Here is an 18,907-nt window from a genome sequence, read left to right as displayed (position 1 = left end):
CGACGGCCGCGCGGCGGGCGGGCGCGGTTGCCCGCGTCCGCTGGTCTCGCGGCCGTCGCCCCTCATGTCCTCCGGTTTCTGCCCTCCGGTCTCGCGCCCGCCGACGGGTGCCCGGGCCACGGACGGACGGCGGTTCTCCGCCGCGGCGCGGGCCCGCCGGGCGCCCCGGCGGGCGAACGCCGGGCGCGTCGTACACAGAGCGGGCGGAGGGGGCGCGGATCAGTCCCGGGCCAGCTGCCCGCCCTGGGGCAGACGCCCGGCGAGCGGGGCCGGATCCAGGCGCGCGGTGATCACCAGGGTGCCCTCTTCGATCTGGTAGTCGAGCGGGAGAGCGAGGCCGCGCATGGCGGCGACCATGCCGGTGTTGGAGGCCTGCGTCACCGCGTACACGCTCTCGCAGCCTGCCTCGACCGCCATCGCCACCAGGCGGGTCAGGAGTTCACCGCCGACGCCGCGCCGCTGCCAGTCGTCCTCCACGAGCAGTGCGACCTCGGTCTCGTCCCCGTCCCACAGCAGATGGCCGAGGCCGACGATGCGGTCCGAGGCGGTCTGCACGGCGAGGGTGCGCCCGAAGCGCGGGCTCAGCAGGTGGTTGAGGTAGCGGTCCGCGTCACCGACGGGCCCGTGGTAGCGCATGGCCAGTGTCCGCGTCGAGCACCGCTCGTGCATGGCCTTGGCGGCCTCGACATCGCCGACGTCGGCCCGCCGGATCGTGAGGGCGTTGCCCTCGGGCAGGGTGAGCGTGTCCTTCCCGACCGGAACCCGCGGTCCGAGCCGGGCGTCCAGCTCCACCAGGGCCCGGGCCCTGGCGAACTCCGTCGGGGTGAACGGCAGGTGCGGCCGCTCCACGGTCAGGACACCGCCCTCGGGTGCCCGCAGCCGCATCACGGTGTCCTCCAGCACGCCCTCGACCGGTACGGCCTCGGCGCCGCGTCCACCGCGCGGCGGCGCCACGGGCGACTGCCTGATCGTGCAGCGGCCCAGCAACTGCCGTAGCGCGAGCGGTAGTTCGGCTGCGTCCAGGGCGGTGCGGGTGGCCAGGCCGAGGACCCGGGTGGGAGCGTCCACGAGGTCGTGCGCGTCGGCCCGCTCGATCCACGTACCGGTGCCGCCGGCCGACGCCACCACCCGGACGAGGTCGTCGGCGGCGAGGTCGCCGGGGGAGCGCAGCAGGAACTCGTCGACGGTGGTCTCGCCCAGCGGGTGCGTCTGGAGGCTGAGGATGTCGACGCGGCGTCCGGCCAGGGCCGTGCAGAGCGCCGCCAGGGATCCGGGTTCGTCCGTCACGGTCGTCCGCATGCGCCACAGCGCACTCGGTCCGCACGCGGGACGTTCCGCGTGCCCGGCCGGCTGCGCTGCGGACGGCGGCCGGGCACCGGTATCAGGGGTCGGCGGTGCGTGGCCGTGGCTCCGTGCCCACCAGGTGTGGAAGGCGGCCGTGGCCACCAGGGCGACGGCCGAGAACAGCAGCAGCGCCGGCCCGTCCGGGCCGTGGCCGACCAGGTTCGCCACCGCGTCGGCGACGGCGACGGCCGTGAAGAGGGCGGCGAGTTCCACGACGTCCCGCCGCCAGTGGTGCACCGGGCGACCGTTCTTCGCCCGCGTCACATCAGTCATGTCCGGAGTCATGCAACCACAGTGGAGCAACGGTGTTGCGTGATCACGAACGTCTTGTGACTGCCGGGTAAAGGCTGCTTGTGGCCGATTCGGGGCTTCTGGTGCGACCGCGAGGCGGGTAGGCGAGCCGTTCCCGGAGCCGGTTCTCCGCGCGCCGGGGTACTCGTGCCGCGCACCGGGGGATGACGCCGGTGCGCGGCCGTGGACCGAGGGTAGTACGGAGTCCGCCCGGTGCGGTCGCTCCTACTGGCCGACCCGGCCCGGCTGGAGCACCCGCGTGAACAGCACCGTGCCGTCCCACTCGCGCAGCCGCACCGTCATCTCGCCGCCGCCGCCGCCGCCGCCGTCGCCGTCGCCGTCGATGTCGATGTCGACCTCGCCGAAGAACTGGTAGCCCTCGGCGGGCGAGACGTTCGCGCGCGGCGGCGCTTTGACGAAGACCCGGTCGGGTCCGAACGTGCCGTCGAGGGCGTTGGCGGGGAAGGCACCCGCGTTGAGCGGTCCGGTGACGAACTCCCAGAACGGCTCGAAGTCCTTGAACGCGGCCCGCGCCGGATCGTAGTGCTGGGCAGAGGTGTGGTGGACGTCGGCCGTCAGCCACACCGTGCCGGTGATTCGTCGGTGCTTGACGAACCGCAGCAACTCGGCGATCTGCAGCTCCCGGCCGAGCGGTGCCCCGGGGTCGCCCTGCGCGACCGCCTCGAAGTGGGGCCTGCCCTCCAGCCCGTCGGGTACGACCAGCCCGAGCGGCAGGTCACGTCGCCGGCCTGCACGCCCCAGCCCGCCTCGGGGTGCGCGGACAGCGCGAACGCCGGTGCCGTGCCGAGGTCGGACGGCAGGGTCAGGGCCGCCGACGCGGCCAGCGAGCCGCGCAGCATGTTGCGGCGGCCGGGGAGTGGACGGTGTGCCATCGAAGAGCCCTCCAGGGACGGGATTCGGCCGATGTGCAGGGTCCACACCTACTGGGGCGTCGCAGCGCCCACGGAAACCACACGTGAACAACTGCCCGTCCCCGCAACGGGTTCAGGCGCTCCGGCCGGTCGCGTTCGCTCTCCGTGTGATCTGTTGCCGGGAGGTCCCAAAAGCCCGGTGGTTGGCGGGCGCGGCAGAGGCGACCGCCCGGCCGGCGGTCACCGGCACGCGGCCGTGGCCGCGGGCGGGGTGTCCGACGGATCCGCGGCGCGGCCGGGCTGAACGGGCGGCGTCAGCGGCTGTTGTCCAGGATGACGCGAGCGACCAGCGCCGGGTCGTCGTTCATGGGGCAGTGCCCGCAGCCGGGCAGCCGTACGAGGCGGGCGCGCGGCATCAACTGCTTGGCGCGGATGCCCTGCCGGCGCAGCAGCAGCCGGTCCCGGGTGCCCCAGGCGACGGTGACGGGCAGCTCCGCGAGGTCGTCGGTGAAGCGGACGGCCGTCCCGGCCTTCAGTGTCTCGTTGAACCCGGTGGCCCGGGCCAGGGCCAGCGTCTCGGCGACCACCGCCTCGGGCGACCGGCGTCCGGGGCGGGCATAGATGGTGCTCGTCAGGGCCGTCCGTCCGGCGGTCGTCAGCGACAGCTGCCGGACCAGCGGCAGCGGCAGGCGGCGGGAGATGTGCCGCATCGCCAGCAGCACACCGAACGCGTAGCGCCGCTCGGCCTTTGACCAGAACCCGGCGGGGGAGAACGCGGTCACCGAGCGCGCGAGCTTCTCCCGGCCCAGCTCCAGGGCGAGCAGGCCGCCGAGCGAGTTGCCCGCCACGTGGGGCCGGTCGAGATCCATCGCCGCACAGAACGCCCCGAACACCGCGGTGGTCGTCGCCAGGTCGTACGGCAGGCCCTCGGGCAGGGCGGGGGAGGCGCCGAAACCGGGCAGGTCGACGGCGATCACGTCCCGGTCGGCGGCGAGGATGTCCATCACCGGGTCCCAGGCCTGCCGGTGGTGGCCGATCCCGTGCAGCAGGAGCAGCGGTTCGCCGTGCCCCTTGCGTGCGTACGAGACGGTGACGGCCCGCGGGCCGTGCACGGAGGGGACCTGGACGGAGACGGTGGCGGACATGGCGGTGCTCCTCGGGGACTCGCTGACGGACGCCGTAGACAGCTTGTCAGCAATTGCTACCCGCTGGTAGCCCCTGGGGTGGGACCGGCACGCCGTGCCCGCCGGACACGACCCGCCCTCAACGCGCCCGGCGCAGCTCAAGATTGAAGTCCGCGTGCCCGAACGTGCGGGACAGATCCAGCCACAGGGGCAGCCACATCTCCACCGCGCGGGACTCGCGGATGCCGCCCAGGTCGAGCACCCGCTCCGCCGGCCAGCCGAACTCCCCGAGCATGGCCGTGACCTGTTCCTTGGCGGAGGCGTCCGCACCGCACACGAACAACACGTGCTCGCCCGGCACCCGCCCGGGGTCCACCATGACCCGGCAGTTCACGGTGTTGAGCGTCTTCACCACGCGCGCGAGCGGGAAGGCCCGCTGGATCTGCTCGCCGACACTGTCCGACTCGACGGGTGACAGGTGCAGCTGACCGTCCTCGAACACCAGCGGATTCGAGACGTCGATCAGCACCTTGCCCTCCAGGTTCCGCGCGCCGGCCGCCTCCAGCGCGGCGAGCGCGACCTGGCCGCCCACCGCGTTCACGACGACCTCGCCGGCCGCGGCGGCCTCCGAGAAGGATCCGGCCGCCGCCCGGTCGCCCGCCTCCCGCGCCCACTCCACGGCGACCGGGTTGTCCTTCGTGCGGGAGCCCAGCGTGACCTCGTGGCCCAGCTCCACCAGTCGCCCGCCCAGGGTCCGGCCGACCTCTCCGGTGCCCAGTACCGCGTACCGCATGGTTCCTCCCGTCGCAGTGACCGCCGGCCACCGGCGGCCCGGCCATTCTGCGGCCGAGGGGCCCGCCCGGCCGGCACGGCGCCGTTCGTGTCGCGGGGGCCGGGTGAACGCCGCTCCGAACGGCGGTACCGCAAGGCGGTCGGGACGCGCCGCCGCCGCTCGGACGGATGGGGCCGGTCATGATCGACGGGCGTGTCCGGGGCTTTGCCCGCGTGTCACACATACGGCGTTGCACGAACGCCCCGTGAACGCTCCCGAGCGCCGCTCCGGTGCGCCCGCTGAGCGTCGAGGATTGGTCTTGACCAAGGGTGGGGGCCGTCCTATGGTCGCAGACAAGTGCAACAACCTTTAATAAACAAGGGCGCGGAAACGCCGTCGGATCACGGCGATTGCGGAGGACAGGGTGGGGACCACGCAACTGGAAACGGTGCCGGAACCGAAGTACTGGCACCTCAAGACCGTGCTCAGCGAGGCACTCGACTCCGAGTTCGCGGTGGGCGAGATCCTGCCCAACGAACGTGAGCTGGCCGCCCGCTTCGGCGTCGCGCGCGCCACACTCCGCCAGGCTCTGGAGCAGCTCGAACTGGAAGGCCGCCTCCAGCGCCGCCGCGGCGTCGGCACGACCGTCGCGCCGCCCCGCGTCGGAGTGGCCGTCGGCACCGAGCAGCACACCTGGCCCGGCGCCCCCGACGACGACTGGCAGCTCGTCGACTGCACCCTCGCCGTGCCGCCCGCGGCCGTCGCCGACGCGCTGGAGACCGCCCGCGACGAGATGGTCCACATCGTGCGTCGCACCCGGATGTCGCACGGCCAGCCCGTCGCCGCAGAACTGCTGCACATCCCGCAGGCGTCCGCGCCCGCGCTCTCCGGCATCGACGCCCCGTCCGGACCGGCCCGCGCCCGCGCCGTGCTGCGCGAGCTGGAGCGCCTGCACCTGGAGGGCGAGGACCGGGCCGTGGAGCTGGGTTCCGCGCGCGCCGACGACGCCAAGGAGCTGGACCGGCTGCCCGGGGCGCCCGTCCTCGTCGTCACGACGCGTTTCTTCGCCCAGGGCCGCACCGCGGCGCTCTCCGTCGCCACCTACCGGGCGGACACCTGCCGGCTGACGTTCGGCGACACCGGCGGCGTGGAGATCCACCACGGACCGGAACGCCGGGCCTCCTGACGCCCGTCCGGCGGATCATGCCGCGGACGGGAGCCCGGATCGCCCGCCTGAACGGCGTTGTCTCCGGTGGCCGACGCTCCGGCGCCGGCGCGTCCTCCGCCGTGCGGTCGAACGTCCCGGGCATCGCTCCACAGGGCGACGGACACCGCCTGCCTCCTCCGGCCCGGTCCGCCGGACAGGCACCGGGCCACCGAAGCCCTCATGCGCCCCGGCAGCACCGCGGCGCTCGGGGCCCTGTGGAAGGCGCCCGCCCGCGTGTCCTCCCGGGTGGTCGGCGGTCCCTGTTCCCTCCCTCGTGGGCGGCCGTAGGCCCCCTCCGGGGAAACCGATCCGTGCGAGTGCTCCGCAGACCACGGTCGGCATCCGGCCCGGCACGCCGGGCCATCCCGCGCGGCCGACCCGCACGTCCCGCCCGCCGTCCGGCGCGCCGGCTGCTCAGCGCCGCGCGGTCACCGTGCCCTCCACCGCGAACAACTGCTTCTCCACGTGGTCCAGGGCCAGCCGCAGCGCGCCCATCGACACGGCCGCCTCGCCCAGCAGGGACAGGGCGACCTTCGGCACCCGCAGGCAGTACCGCTCCAGTTCTCGCCGCAGCGGCTCCAGGACACCGTCCAGACCGGCCGCCCAGCCCCCGATGACGACCAGCTCCGGGTCGAGCGCGAGCACCAGCGCGGCCACGTCGTGCACGAGCCGCTGGAGGAACCGGTCCACTGCGGCACCGGCCCGCCGGTCGCCCTCGCGGGCCTGTGCGAAGACCTGCGCGACCGCCTGTTCGTCGAGGGGGTGCAGGGGCCGGCCGGTGGTCGACAGCAGCGTCTCCGGAGTGGCCTCCCGGCCCAGCAGGTGCAGTGCCCCGATCTCGCCGGCCGCCCCGCCGAAGCCGCGGTGCAGCCGCCCGCCGATCAGCGCGCCCGCCCCGGGGCTCAGCCCGGCCAGTACGTACACCACGTCGTCGGACTCCGTCGCGCACCCCTTCCAGTGCTCGGCGACAGCGGCGGCGTTGGCGTCGTTCTCGACGAGCACCGGGCACTTGAACGACCGGCTCAGCCGCTCGCCCAGCGGCAGGCCCGTCCACCCGGGCAGCGCGGTGCCCAGCCGCACGGTGCCGTCCGCCTCCACGATCCCCGGCGTGGCCACCCCGACCGCCCGCAGCGAGCTGCGCGGCACCCCGGCCCGGCGCAGCAGTTCGGCCACCGCGCCGCGCAGCCGCTCCAGCCGCTCGTCGGCGTCGGCGGACTCCTCCACATCCCGGGCCTGCGCGCCGAGCACCTTGCCGTCCAGGTCCGCCAGGAGCGCGGCCACCCGGTGCGGGCCGATCTCCAGGCCCAGCAGATGCCCGGCCTCGGCCCGGAACCGGAACCGCCGGGCCGGACGCCCCTGCCGCCGGGCCGCGCCCTCCTCGGCCGCCGTCTCGACGACCAGGCCGGCCTCGATGAGGTCCTCCACGACGCCCTCGACGGTCGGCCGGGACAACCCCGTCACCCGGGTGACCTCCGTGAGCGTCGCACAGTCCGCGGCACGCAGCGCGTGCAGCACCACCGCGGAGTTGATCCTCCGCAGCAGCGAGGGATCCCCGCCGGTCAGCCGCCCCACGGTCCGTCCTCCCAGCTCGTGCGCATGTGGGGCGGATCGTACTCGGGGCGCCGGACACCGGCGAGAGCCGGGCCGGGCGGCGACGGATCGCAGAGCCCGGCACTCACACCGTCACGGCCGCATGAGTGCGCTCCCACCACCCGGGCGCCCTCCCGGCCCGGCCGGGCGCCCTCCCGGCCCGGCCGGGCGGTGCCCGGCCAGGGCCCGCACCGCCCGCGCGCCGGGCCTGGCCGGCCTACGCTCTCCGGGCACGGCCGCCAGGCCGCCTACCGCGGCCCCGACCCTCTCCGGTCCTGCTCCGGCCCTCTCCCGATCCTGCTCAGCTCGGAGGCTGCGTCTGGGTGAAGGCGTCGGTGCGGGGCGGCGGTTCCGGCCGCGGGCACCTCGCGCGGTCCTGCGCGGGCAGGTCCGGCCTGCCGGGAAGTGCGAGTTCTGACGCCCCGCCAATTGTCAGTGCCGGCAGGTTTACTGGAGGACATGGGCATCGAGAAGTACCTCGTCGCCACCGACGTGCTGTGCTCGCGGGAGTTGCCCGCCGAGGACTGCGGGTGGGACACGGACATCGGCGGCCCCGGCTACCGCACGGCCGAGTTGGCGGCCAGCCACGGGCTGCCCGTCGCGGATGCCGCGGTGCGCGCGACGGAGGCGGAGCGCCTGTACGAGGACCGGGAGGCGCTGGCCACCCGTCTCACCGAGCGCTGGGGCGAGCCGTCCCTGATGGGGCTGCAGACGATACGCCTGCGCATCGCGGCGGAGGCGATACCCGAGCCGTGGGCCCGCCTCAGCCATCTCGTGCGGGACGCGTACGTGTGGCAGGAGCCGGAGCTCGGCCGCTGGATCGTCCTCGGCGTCGCCGACCGCGACCGCGCGGACGAGATCCGGCTCCTGCTGACCGTCACCGAGACGGATCCGCCCTGACCCGACCCGCTACGCCTGCGCCGCCTCGCGCAGCCGCGCGAACTCCTCCGCCATCGTCGCCGCCGTCCAATGGGCGTTGAGCCCACTGGGATTCGGCAGCACCCACACCCGTGCGCCCCCGATGACCCGCTCCTGGGGACCCACCCGCGCCTTCCGGTCGTCGAACGCCGCACGGTAGGCGGTCACCCCGACCACCGCCAGCCACCCGGGCCGCAACCGCTCCACCTTCGCGGCCAGCAGCCGTCCGCCCTCCCGGTGCTCCTCGGTGCTCAGCTCGTCCGCCCGCGCGGTGGCCCGTGCCACCACATTGGTGATGCCGAGCCCGTAGGACAGAAGTTCTCCCTGCTCGGCGGGTCGCATCAGGCGCGGGGTGAAACCGGACCGGTGCAGCACCGGCCAGAACCGGTTCCCGGGGCGGGCGAAGTGATGACCCGTCGCCGCCGTCATCAGCCCGGGATTGATGCCGCAGAACAGCACGCGGAGGCCGTCCGCGACGACGTCCGGCACGAGACGGTCGCGGGCGGCCTCCAGGTCCTGCGGCGCGAGCCGTGTCAGAGGATCGCCCCCGGCGTGTAGCCGGCCGCCTCGGGGTGCTGCTTGACGATCTCCTCGATCCGGGCGACCACCGCGGCGACCTGGTCGGCGGCGGCACCCGTGAAGGACAGCTTGTCGGCCATCAGTTCCGCCAGCTGCTCACGGCCGAGCGGCAGTCGCTCGTCGGCGGCCAGCTTGTCCAGGAGGTCGTTGCGCTCGGCCCCCTGCTCACGCATCGCCAGCGCGGTGGCGACGGCGTTCTCCTTGATCGCCTCGTGCGCGACCTCACGGCCCACGCCCGCGCGCACCGCGCCCATCAGGACCTTGGTGGTGGCGAGGAACGGCAGGTAGCGGTCCAGCTCGCGGGCCACGACCGCCGGGAAGGCACCGAACTCGTCGAGGACCGTCAGGAAGGTCTCCAGCAGGCCGTCGAGGGCGAAGAAGGCGTCCGGCAGGGCCACCCGGCGGACCACCGAGCACGACACGTCGCCCTCGTTCCACTGGTCGCCGGCCAGCTCGCCGGTCATCGACGCGTAGCCGCGCAGGATCACCATCAGGCCGTTGACGCGCTCGCAGGAGCGGGTGTTCATCTTGTGCGGCATCGCCGAGGAGCCGACCTGGCCCGGCTTGAACCCCTCGGTGACCAGCTCGTGCCCGGCCATCAGCCGGATCGTCTTCGCCAGCGACGACGGAGCCGCCGCCAGCTGCACCAGCGCGGTGACGACCTCGTAGTCCAGCGAGCGCGGGTAGACCTGGCCGACCGAGGTGAAGGCCTGCGCGAAGCCCAGGTGCCCGGCGATCCGGCCCTCCAGGTCGGCGAGCTTGGAGGCGTCCCCGCCCAGCAGGTCCAGCATGTCCTGGGCCGTGCCCACCGGGCCCTTGATGCCGCGCAGCGGATAGCGGCCGAGCAGCTCCTCCAGGCGGCCGTGGGCGACGAGCAGCTCGTCGGCGGCGGTGGCGAAACGCTTGCCGAGGGTGGTGGCCTGCGCGGCGACGTTGTGCGAGCGGCCGGCCATGACCAGCTCCCCGTACTCCCCGGCCAGCTTGCCGAGACGCGCCAGGACGGCCACGGTCCGGTCGCGCATCAGCTCCAGCGAGAGGCGGACCTGCAGCTGTTCGACGTTCTCCGTGAGGTCGCGGGACGTCATGCCCTTGTGCACCTGCTCGTGCCCGGCGAGGTCGTTGAACTCCTCGATGCGGGCCTTCACGTCGTGACGCGTGACCTTCTCGCGCTCCGCGATGGAGGCCAGGTCGACGGTGTCGAGGACACGCTCGTAGTCGGCGAGCGCCTGCTCCGGCACCTCGATGCCGAGGTCCCTCTGCGCCCGCAGCACGGCGAGCCAGAGCTGGCGCTCGAGCCTCACCTTCTGCTCGGGCGACCAGAGCGTGGCGAGTTCGGCGGAGGCGTACCGTCCGGCGAGGACGTTCGGGATGCGGGGCTTGGCGGGCGCTGAAGTCACGTGGACAGATTCTACTGGCGGTTCGTGCAGGCCAGCGCCACACCCCGGTTCGGCGGAAGATACGAGACCGCGGTCACTCGGCGCCGGGTGCCAGGTACGGCAGCAGCTCCGGGCGCTTCGCGGGGCGCCCGTCGCCCGAGGAACGGCCGGTGAGGCGGCGGCCGATCCACGGCAGCAGGTGCTGCCGGGTGAAGCGGACGTCGGCGACGCGGCGGGTGAGCCAGGTCGGGGGCAGCCCCGGGGGCGGTGCCAGGTGCCACTCCTGATCCTCCGCCGGGTAGCCGAGAGCCTGCCAGACCGCCTCCGCGACGCGGCGGTGGCCCTCCCCGGTCAGGTGCAGCCGGTCGACGTCCCACAGGCTCGGATCGCCGAGCGAGGCAGCGCCGTACAGGTCGACGACGACGGCGCCGTGCCGTTCCGCCAGGTCGTCGACGCAGGCGAACAGCTCCTCCATGCGCGGCCGGAACCGCTCCAGGACCGGTCCCCGACGGCCCGGGCTGCGCATCAGCACCAGCTGCTCGCAGGAGGGCGCGAGTCGCTCCACGGCCTCCGTCAGCAGGTCGCGCACCCGCCCCATGTCGCACTTGGGCCGCAGTGTGTCGTTCAGGCCGCCGACCAGTGTGATCACGTCGGCGCCCATCGCCGCCGCCGGTCCGACCTGCTCCTCCACGATCTGCCCGATGAGCTTGCCGCGCACGGCCAGATTGGCGTAGCGGAAACCGGGGGCGCGCGCGGCCATCCGGGCGGCCAGGAGGTCGGCCCAGCCGCGGTAGGAGCCGTCGGGCAGCAGGTCCGACATGCCCTCGGTGAAGGAGTCGCCGACGGCGACCAGACTGGTGTGGGCGGGGTTCGTCTGCATGGCGCCACCGATGGTATCCGAGCTCCATACCCAGCGGTCGGTCACCCCGGAGACCACCCCGAGCGCGCCCGACCGGACCAGCACGCCCGAGTCGACAGAGCCGCCCCGCACGACCCCGTCTCCCGCGCCTACTACGACAAACAACGCGCCCGCAAGAAGACCCACACCCAAGCCGTCCTCCGTCTCGCCCGCCACCGCATCAGCGTGCTCTTCGCCATGCTCCGCGACGGCACCTTCTACGAATCACGAACCCCCGAAGCAGCCGTCGCATGACCAGCTCGGGCTTGACGAAGGACATAGAGGCACCCCCCGGGCGGCTCTGCCAGGTCCCGGGCCGCCTCCGCTCCCCTTGCCTGCCCGGGCGCGGACCGGACCGGCCCCGGGGCCGCCCCGCCCGGCGGTCCCGGGCCCCGCCCCGGGGCCGCCCCAGGGGGTCTGCGAACCGTCCTCTCAGGTCGCCGGCTGGCCGAACAGCTCGCGCAGCACGTCCTCCATCGTCACCAGACCCGCCAGTCGGCCGTCGGCCCCCAGGACGGCCGCCACGTGGGTGCGGCTGCCGCGCATCGCGGTGAGGACGTCGTCCAGGGGCGTGGTCTCCCGGACGCGGGCGATGGGCCGCATGTCCCGCAGCCGGAACGGCACGTCCCGAGGCGAGGCGTCGAGCGCGTCCTTCACATGCAGGTAGCCGACGATGCGGCGCCCCTCGTCCACGACGGGGAAGCGGGAGAACCCGGACTCGGCCGACAGCCCCTCCAACTCCTCCGGCGTCACGCCCACCCGCGCGTACACCACCCGCTCCAGCGGGAGCACGACGTCCCGCACCGGCCTTCTGCCCAGCTCCAAGGCGTCGTGCAGTCGTTCCCTGGCGCGCTCGTCGATGAGGCCGGCCTCGCCCGCGTCCTTGACGATCTGCGCGAGCTCGGCGTCCGAGAAGGTCGCCGTCACCTCGTCCTTGGTCTCGATCCGCATCAGCTTCAGCAGCGCGTTGGCGAACGCGTTGATCGTGAAGATCACCGGCCGCAGTGCCCGCGACAGTGTCACCAGCGGCGGCCCGAGCACCAGGGCCGTGCGCACCGGCTCGGCGAGCGCGATGTTCTTCGGCACCATCTCGCCCAGCAGCATGTGCAGGTAGGTGGCCAGGGACAGCGCGATGACGAAGGACACCGCGTGTCCGGCGCTCTTCGGCACGCCGACGGCCCGGAAGACCGGCTCCAGCAGGTGGGCGATCGCCGGTTCGGCGACCACACCCAGCACCAGCGTGCACAGCGTGATGCCGAGCTGGGCCGCGGCCATCAGCGCGGAGACGTGCTCAAGGCCCCACAGCACGCTCCTGGCCCGCCGGTCGCCCGTCTCCGCGTGCGGCTCGATCTGGGAGCGGCGGACCGAGATCAGGGCGAACTCGGCGCCGACGAAGAAGGCGTTCAGGACCAGGGTGGCCAGGCCGATCAGCAGCTGCACGGCGGTCATCGGCCGGCCTCCTTCTCGTGCCCGTCCCTCTCGTCGTCGAGCGGCGCGTGCAGCAGCACCCTGGCGGCCCTGCGTCCGGAGGCGTCGACGACGTCCAGCCGCCAGCCGCCGACCTGGAGGGTGTCGCCGACGTCCGGGATACGGCCCAGACCGGCGGCGACGAGTCCGGCGAGCGTCTCGTACGGCCCCTCCGGCGGCTTCAGGCCGACCCGCGCGAGCTGGTCGACGCGCGCGGCGCCGTCCGCGGAGTAGACGGCGCGGCCGTCCTGGTCCGTGCCTGCCGGGGCGAGGTCGGGGGTCTCGTGCGGGTCGTGCTCGTCGCGGACCTCGCCGACGACCTCCTCGACGATGTCCTCCAGGGTGGCCACGCCGGCGGTGCCGCCGTACTCGTCGATGACGACGGCCATGGTGCGCCGGCCCGAGAGCCGGTCCAGCAGCCGGTCGACGGTGAGGGACTCCGGGACGAGCAGCGGCTCGCGCATCAGCTCGGACACCGGCACGTGCAGACGCCGCGCGGCGGGCACCGCCAGGACGTCCTTGACGTGCGCGGTGCCGACGACGGTGTCGAGGCTGCCGCGGTAGACGGGGAACCGGGACAGCCCGGTCGCCCGCGTCGCGTTCGCCACGTCCTCGCAGGTCGCCCGCGCGTCCAGGGCGATGACCTGCACCCGCGGCGTCATCACGTTCTCCGCCGTCAGGTCGGCGAGGTTCAGGGTGCGGACGAACAGCTCGGCGGTGTCGGCCTCCAGCGCGCCCTTCTTCGCCGAGTGCCGGGCCAGCGCCGCCAGCTCCTGTGGTCCACGCGCGGAGGCCAGCTCCTCGGCCGGCTCCAGTCCGAAACGGCGCACCACCCGGTTGGCGGTGTTGTTCAGGTGGGAGATGAAGGGCCGGAAGGCGGCACTGAACCAGCGCTGCGCACTGCCCACCCGCTTGGCCACCGCCAGCGGCGAGGAGATCGCCCAGTTCTTCGGCACCAGCTCGCCGACGACCATCAGGAACACGGTCGACAGCCCGGTGCCCAGGACCAGCGCCAGCGAACTCGCGGCGGACGAGGAGATGCCCAGTGCCTCCAGGGGGCCGGCGATCAGCTTGGCGATCGACGGCTCGGCGAGCATGCCGACCACCAGGTTGGTGACGGTGATGCCGAGCTGAGCGCCGGAGAGCTGGAAGGTCAGGTTGCGGACCGCCTTCAGCGCGCCGGAGGCGCCGCGCTCACCGCGTTCCACGGCTCGGTCCAGCTCGCCGCGCTCGACCGTGGTCAGCGAGAACTCCGCTGCCACGAAGGCGCCGCAGGCGAGCGACAGCAGGATCGCCACCAGCAGCAGGAGCACTTCGGTCATCGGGTCACCTCCGTCCCATGATCGGGCAGGGCCGGGAGGATCGCGCGACGTCGCCTGCGGCGGCAGCGGGTCCGGCGATGTCGGGTACTGGGAGGCTCGCCCATGGGCGGACGCTCACACCTTTCCGTCGGGGGACCGGTACCGGTACCGGTCCGCTTCGACCCGGAACGGCTCCGGATCCGCCCCCAATGGTAAAGGGTCGGCAAAGCCCCTCAGTCGGTGAGGGGCTTGACCCAGCGGCGCCAGTGCTCCTCGGGCGCGTACCCGGCCGCGCGCCAGGCGTGGCGTGCCCGCTCGTTGTCCGTGAGCACCATCGCGTCCGCGCGCCGCCCGCCGAGCCGCGCGAAGCGTTCCTCGGCGGCGGCGAGCAGTGCCGTCGCGACGCCGCGACGGCGGTGCCCGGGGTGGACCGCGAGCCGGTAGAGGTGGCAGCGCCAGCCGTCGAAGCCGGCGACGACCGTGCCCACGATGTCCCCGCTCCGCTCGGCGAGCAGCAGGGCCTCGGGATCGCGGTCGACCAGCCGCTCCACCCCGGCGCGGTCGTCGCTGATGCTCGTGCCCTCGGCGGCCGACTTCCAGAAAGCCAGCACGGCGTCGAGGTCGGCGGGCGTCGCGGCCCGTATGCGCAGATCGGACATGCCGCGATCCCACCACGCGGGTCGGACCGGGGCCCGGAATTCCACGATGCGGACCGGCGGCCCGGGGACCGTCCGCCGCATCCACGGCCCGCGGGGCGGCGGGGCCGGGGAGGACGGACGGCCCGCGGGTCCGCCCGCCGCCCGGGCCGGCAGCCGCCGGGCCGCAGTCCCCCTTCCCGTCCTGCCGACGGTCCGGCCGTCCGACCCCGCCGGGCAGGAGGGCTCCACGACGGCGGCCTCCACCGACCGGGCGAGCGGTCGGCCGGGGCGCGGCCTCGCGCCTCCCCACGACCGCTGCCGCCGCCCGGCGGCCGGTCGGCTCACTCGTGCGCGATGGCCGCCAGCACGTTCATGCGCGAGGCCCGCAACGCCGGGAGCAGCGCCGCCGCCACACCGACCACCGCCGAGCCGATCACCACCGCCACGATCGTGCCCCACGGGATCGCCAGTGCCGTCATTCCCTGCAGGGCCAGCACCTGCTGGGTGCACACCCCCCAGACCAGTCCCAGCGTGAGCCCCAGCACCGCCCCGAACACCGCGATCACCACCGACTCCAGCCGGATCATCCGGCGCAACTGCCGCCTTGCCAGTCCGATCGCGCGCAGCAGCCCGATCTCCCGGGTGCGCTCGACGACCGACAGGGCGAGCGTGTTGACGACCCCGAGCACCGCGATCACGATCGCCAGCCCCAGCAGGGCGTAGACGAGGTAGAGCAGGACCGCGATCTGGTCGTGCACGAGTTTCTTGTAGTCGGCCTGGTCGCGCGCCTGCACCTGCGGGTACGGGGCCAGCGTCCGTTCCAGGCCGGCGCGCAGTGCGTCGGCGCCGGTGCCGGCGGCGGCGTTGACGTACAGCGCGGAGTCCTGGCCGCCGGGAATGTACTTCTCGACCGTGGCGAGGCCGAGGAACAGTCCGCCCTGCGGGCCGAACCCCTCGGCCTGCTCCTGGTCGGTGAGCGCGCCGACCCTCAGCCGGGCCGTCCGGCCGCCGGGGAACTCCACCGGGACGACACTGCCCGCCCGGACTCCGTGGTCGCGGGCGAAGCCGGCGTCCATGCCCATGCCGCCGGCGGCGAGTGCCGCGGCCGAGTCGCCCGCGGTGTAGGTGATGTGGGCGACCTCGTCGATCTGCGGGTCGTAGCCCGCCGCGGACGTCTTCACCCGGGTGCCGTCGGGCAGCCGTACGGCGACGGGAGCGAAGCGCTGCCGTACGACCAGGCCCACGCCGTCCGTGGCGCGGACCTTGTCGGTGATCTCCTGCGGGAACGGCATGAAGTTGGCGTTCTGGACGACGAAGTCGGCGCCCAGGGTGCGGTCGATCTGCCGGTCGAACGACTTCGACATGGAGGCGCTGGCCACCGACATGCCGCCGACCAGGGCGAGACCCACCATGAGCGCGGCGGCGGTCGCACCGGTGCGGCGCGGATTGCGCAGGGCGTTGCGTTGGCTCATGCGCCCGACGGACCCGAACAGGGCCGGGAACGCCGCGCCCAGCACCCGGATGACCGGGCGCACCAGCAGCGGGCCCGCGATCACCGTGGCGATCAGCGTGAGGAAGACGCCGAGCCCGAGCAGCGAGGCCGCGGACGCCGTCCTGGACGAAGCGACGCAGCCCGCCAGTGCGGCCGCGCCGGCCGCGCCGACGATCCCGCCCGCCACCGCCCGCGTCCGCAGCGGCCGTCCCGCGCCTGATGTCTCGGCGTCCTGGAGCGCCGCCATCGGCGAGACGGCGGCCGCACGCCGGGCCGGCAGGTACGCCGCGACGAAGGTGACCCCGATCCCGACGACGTAGGCCGTCACCGGCGTGGGCCAGCGCACGACCAGCTCGGTCGCCCTCAGGTTCATGCCGAAGACGCCCATGAGGCGGATCAGCCCCACCGCGAGCGCGATGCCGACCGCCAGCCCCAGCGTGGACCCGGCCACCCCCAGCAGTGTCGCCTCGGTCAGCACCGACCGCCGCACCTGCCGCCGGTCGGCGCCGAGGGCACGCAGCAGGCCGAGTTCGCGGGTGCGCTGCGCGATGAGCATCGAGAAGGTGTTGACGATCAGGAACACACCCACCAGGACGGCGATCCCGGCGAATCCCAGCATCACGTACTTGATCACGTCGAGGAACGTGCCGAGCTGCTCGGTGGCCGACGCGGCCCGTTCGTCGGCGGTCTTCAGGGCGTAGTCGCCGGTGCCGATCGCCGCGCCGATGCGTCGCTTGAGCTCGGTGTCGGACACACCCGGTGCCGCGTCCGCCGAGATGCTCGTGGCGCGCTCGGCGGAGCCCAGCAGCTTCTCCCCGGCCACGGCGGAGTCGAGATAGACGAGGGCCGCGCCGGGGTTGGTGGTGGTGAACGTGGCGATGCCGACGACCTGCACCCGGAAGGAGCCGGGCTGGGCCAGCACGGTGAGGGTGTCGCCGATCCGCACGTGCTTGCGGTCGGCGGTGTCCGCGTCCACCAGGGCCTGGTCCGGGCCGTGCGGGGCGTGGCCGGACGTCAGCTCGACGGGGCTGCGGCCGGTGACCTCCCAGTCGCGGGCGATGGTGGGCGGGCCCGTGGTCGGTCCGACGGACCGGCGCCGGCTGTCGACGACCGTGACGTTCTCCACGCTGACGTCCGCGTGTGCCGAAGCGACCCCGTCGACCCGTGCCACCTGCGCGGCGAGCGAGGCCGGCACCGTCGCGACGGCGCCGGAGGGCAGCTGCGACCGCAGGTCGTCCTCGGGGGCCACGGTCACGTCGGCGGCCGTGGAGGCGAAGAGGCGGTCGAAGGTGCGGGAGACCGTGTCGGAGAAGATCAGACTGCCCGCGACGAAGGCGACGGACAGGACGACGGCCAGCGCGGACAGCGCCAGTCGGCCCTTGTGGGCCAGAAAGCTCCGGAGCGTCGCCTTGAGCACGGGTTCAGTCCTCTCCGGCCGTCTCGGCGACGCGCCGGACGTCCGCGTCGGTCTCCGCCGTCCTGGGAGCGCGCCCGGTGAACAGCCGCATCCGTTCCAGCACCGCTGCCGCGGTGGGCTGCTCCATCTCGTCTACGATCCGTCCGTCGGCGAGGAAGAGCACCAGATCCGAGTGGGCGGCGGCGCCCGGGTCGTGGGTGACCATGACGACGGTCTGGCCCAGGTCGTCGACGGCCTCCCGCAGGAAGCCGAGCACCTCCAGGCCGGCCCGGGAGTCGAGGTTGCCGGTGGGTTCGTCCGCGAAGACGAGTTCGGGGCGGGACAGCAGAGCCCGGGCGCACGCCACCCGCTGCTGCTGTCCGCCGGACAGTTGCGCCGGCCGGTGTCCGAGCCGGTCGCGGAGGCCGAGGGTGTCGACGACCTGGTCCAGCCACGCCGGGTCCGGTTTCCGGCCGGCGATGTCCATGGGCAGGGTGATGTTCTCCAGCGCGGTCAGCGTGGGAATCAGATTGAAGGACTGGAACATGAAGCCGATCCGGTCCCGCCGCAGCCGGGTCAGCTCGCGGTCCCGCAGCCCGGTGATCTCGGTGTCGCCGAGCCACACCTGACCGGCGGAGACCGTGTCCAGCCCCGCCAGACAGTGCATCAGCGTGGACTTTCCGGAGCCCGACGGGCCCATGACGGCCGTGAACCGGCCGCGCGCGATGTCGACGTCCACGGCGTCCAGCGCCAGTACCGTCGTCTCGCCCTGTCCATAGGCCTTCGTCAGCCCGCGGGCGCGGGCCGCCACCCCGTCCGTCGGGGCCTTCTCCTGGGCGTGCTCCGCAGCAGGTGAGGGCAAGGCTGCCTCCTCGCTCGGGTGGACGGTGCGACTGCCGTGTCCCGCCCGAGCCTAGTGTGACCCCGCCCACATCCGGTATCCGCCCCCGGCAGGAGTCCGCGCTTGCCGTTGCTAGCGGTCCGGCGCTAGCGTCGAGGTCATGGCGAAGACCCAGCTGAACGTGCGTGTGGACGAGGACACCGCCCGCGCCGCCCGGGAACGCGCGCTGGCCCGCGGCATGAGCGTCAACCGCTACATCGAGGAACTGGTCAGACAGGACACGGGGGAGGCGGGGCGCACCTTCGTGGAGGCCGCCGCCGACTTCATGAAGAGCTACGAGTCCGTCTTCGCCGAGGAGTTCGGGGCGGGCGGCGAGGCCCGGCACGGCGAGGGCCGGAAGCGCTGATCCGTTGAACGAGCTCAGGATCGACCTCTCCTGGCTGCTCATGCTCGCCGAGCAGAAGACCCCCGGCGATCCCCAGGTCACGGACTGGGGAGCCCTCGTCGCCGCCGTCGCCCGGCACCGCGCCGACATCTTCGACGTGCCCGTCTACGACACCCCGCACGCGCGGGCCGCCGCGCTGCTCCAACTGCTGATCCACGTGCCCGCACTGGAGCGTTCCAACGCCCTGTTCGCCTCGGCCGTCGCCTACGCCTACCTCGTGGCCAGCGGCCTGAAGGTCGCCACCTCGCCCGTGCAGGTCCGCGACCTGGCCCGACTGGTCAAGAGCGGCGAGGCGTCGGTCCACGTCATCGCCGAGGAACTGCGCCGCTGGACGGTCTGATCGGCCCCGCGTGCCG

Annotated in this window: 16 protein-coding genes and 2 pseudogenes; 5 read left to right on the top strand and 13 right to left on the bottom strand. The window is 73.8% G+C overall.

Annotation, left to right across the window (positions count from 1 at the left end; translation table 11 throughout):
- Window positions 1-219 precede the first annotated feature (219 nt).
- The 4 genes and pseudogenes from JS756_RS26175 to JS756_RS26160 all read right to left on the bottom strand — a co-directional run bounded on the left by JS756_RS26175 (window position 220) and on the right by JS756_RS26160 (window position 4,424).
- Window positions 220-1,617, bottom strand: a complete 1,398-nt coding sequence (locus JS756_RS26175) for a GNAT family N-acetyltransferase (RefSeq protein WP_240204375.1) — start codon at window positions 1,615-1,617, stop codon at window positions 220-222.
- A 243-nt stretch (window positions 1,618-1,860) separates the two neighbouring features.
- Window positions 1,861-2,373 (bottom strand): annotated as a pseudogene (locus tag JS756_RS26170) (alkaline phosphatase D family protein); the annotation flags it as partial.
- Between the two features lie 448 nt (window positions 2,374-2,821).
- Window positions 2,822-3,652, bottom strand: coding sequence for an alpha/beta fold hydrolase (locus JS756_RS26165; RefSeq protein WP_205385663.1), 831 nt, complete (start codon window positions 3,650-3,652; stop codon window positions 2,822-2,824).
- A gap of 118 nt (window positions 3,653-3,770) precedes the next feature.
- Window positions 3,771-4,424 carry an NADPH-dependent F420 reductase gene (locus JS756_RS26160; RefSeq protein WP_205385662.1) on the bottom strand — a complete coding sequence of 218 codons (654 nt, stop codon included), beginning with the start codon at window positions 4,422-4,424 and terminating at the stop codon, window positions 3,771-3,773.
- Window positions 4,425-4,827: 403 nt separating this feature from the next.
- Between JS756_RS26160 and JS756_RS26155 the strand changes: the two genes are divergently transcribed.
- Complete coding sequence (locus JS756_RS26155; RefSeq protein ID WP_205385661.1) at window positions 4,828-5,589, top strand: GntR family transcriptional regulator; 762 nt, start codon at window positions 4,828-4,830, stop codon at window positions 5,587-5,589.
- A gap of 435 nt (window positions 5,590-6,024) precedes the next feature.
- Here the strand turns inward: JS756_RS26155 and JS756_RS26150 are convergent, their stop codons facing one another.
- Window positions 6,025-7,182: an ROK family transcriptional regulator gene (locus tag JS756_RS26150; RefSeq protein ID WP_205385660.1), complete on the bottom strand. Its 1,158-nt coding sequence runs from the start codon at window positions 7,180-7,182 to the stop codon at window positions 6,025-6,027.
- A 477-nt stretch (window positions 7,183-7,659) separates the two neighbouring features.
- Here JS756_RS26150 and JS756_RS26145 point away from each other — a divergent pair, with 477 nt between their 5' ends.
- A complete protein-coding gene (locus JS756_RS26145) occupies window positions 7,660-8,100 on the top strand; it encodes a hypothetical protein (RefSeq protein ID WP_240204374.1) in 441 nt (146 codons plus the stop codon).
- A 9-nt stretch (window positions 8,101-8,109) separates the two neighbouring features.
- Here the strand turns inward: JS756_RS26145 and mug are convergent, their stop codons facing one another.
- The 3 genes from mug to JS756_RS26130 all read right to left on the bottom strand — a co-directional run bounded on the left by mug (window position 8,110) and on the right by JS756_RS26130 (window position 10,953).
- On the bottom strand, window positions 8,110-8,607 hold the full coding sequence (gene mug, locus JS756_RS26140; protein WP_205385659.1) for a G/U mismatch-specific DNA glycosylase: 498 nt from the start codon (window positions 8,605-8,607) through the stop codon (window positions 8,110-8,112).
- Between the two features lie 44 nt (window positions 8,608-8,651).
- Window positions 8,652-10,094: an adenylosuccinate lyase gene (gene purB, locus JS756_RS26135; protein ID WP_205385658.1), complete on the bottom strand. Its 1,443-nt coding sequence runs from the start codon at window positions 10,092-10,094 to the stop codon at window positions 8,652-8,654.
- Between the two features lie 73 nt (window positions 10,095-10,167).
- Window positions 10,168-10,953 (bottom strand): SGNH/GDSL hydrolase family protein, encoded by a 786-nt coding sequence (locus JS756_RS26130; RefSeq protein WP_205385657.1) that lies wholly within the window; start codon window positions 10,951-10,953, stop codon window positions 10,168-10,170.
- Between the two features lie 111 nt (window positions 10,954-11,064).
- On the opposite strand from JS756_RS26130, the pseudogene JS756_RS26125 reads away from it, so the two are divergent.
- A pseudogene (locus JS756_RS26125) lies at window positions 11,065-11,226 on the top strand (IS110 family transposase); the annotation flags it as partial.
- 177 nt (window positions 11,227-11,403) lie between these two features.
- Here JS756_RS26125 and JS756_RS26120 read toward each other — a convergent pair.
- The 5 genes from JS756_RS26120 to JS756_RS26100 all read right to left on the bottom strand — a co-directional run bounded on the left by JS756_RS26120 (window position 11,404) and on the right by JS756_RS26100 (window position 18,127).
- Window positions 11,404-12,420, bottom strand: coding sequence for a hemolysin family protein (locus tag JS756_RS26120; RefSeq protein WP_205385656.1), 1,017 nt, complete (start codon window positions 12,418-12,420; stop codon window positions 11,404-11,406).
- Window positions 12,417-13,760, bottom strand: coding sequence for a hemolysin family protein (locus tag JS756_RS26115; RefSeq protein ID WP_205385655.1), 1,344 nt, complete (start codon window positions 13,758-13,760; stop codon window positions 12,417-12,419). Before JS756_RS26115 ends, JS756_RS26120 begins: the two co-directional genes overlap by 4 nt.
- Before the next feature lie 212 nt (window positions 13,761-13,972).
- Window positions 13,973-14,398, bottom strand: coding sequence for a GNAT family N-acetyltransferase (locus JS756_RS26110; protein ID WP_205385654.1), 426 nt, complete (start codon window positions 14,396-14,398; stop codon window positions 13,973-13,975).
- Between the two features lie 320 nt (window positions 14,399-14,718).
- Window positions 14,719-17,286 carry an ABC transporter permease gene (locus JS756_RS26105; RefSeq protein ID WP_205385653.1) on the bottom strand — a complete coding sequence of 856 codons (2,568 nt, stop codon included), beginning with the start codon at window positions 17,284-17,286 and terminating at the stop codon, window positions 14,719-14,721.
- A gap of 4 nt (window positions 17,287-17,290) precedes the next feature.
- Window positions 17,291-18,127 carry an ABC transporter ATP-binding protein gene (locus JS756_RS26100; protein WP_205385652.1) on the bottom strand — a complete coding sequence of 279 codons (837 nt, stop codon included), beginning with the start codon at window positions 18,125-18,127 and terminating at the stop codon, window positions 17,291-17,293.
- A gap of 139 nt (window positions 18,128-18,266) precedes the next feature.
- Here JS756_RS26100 and JS756_RS26095 point away from each other — a divergent pair, with 139 nt between their 5' ends.
- Both JS756_RS26095 and JS756_RS26090 read left to right on the top strand, forming a co-directional pair.
- A complete protein-coding gene (locus JS756_RS26095) occupies window positions 18,267-18,512 on the top strand; it encodes a toxin-antitoxin system HicB family antitoxin (RefSeq protein WP_205385651.1) in 246 nt (81 codons plus the stop codon).
- Window positions 18,513-18,516: 4 nt separating this feature from the next.
- A complete protein-coding gene (locus JS756_RS26090; RefSeq protein ID WP_205385650.1) occupies window positions 18,517-18,891 on the top strand; it encodes a fic family toxin-antitoxin system, toxin component in 375 nt (124 codons plus the stop codon).
- Window positions 18,892-18,907: the final 16 nt, after the last annotated feature.

The sequence above is a fragment of the Streptomyces actuosus genome (assembly GCF_016921115.1).
Taxonomy (GTDB): domain Bacteria; phylum Actinomycetota; class Actinomycetes; order Streptomycetales; family Streptomycetaceae; genus Streptomyces; species Streptomyces actuosus_A.
The sequence above is the reverse complement of the archived record's forward strand: the minus strand, read 5'-3'. Positions and strand labels throughout refer to the sequence as shown.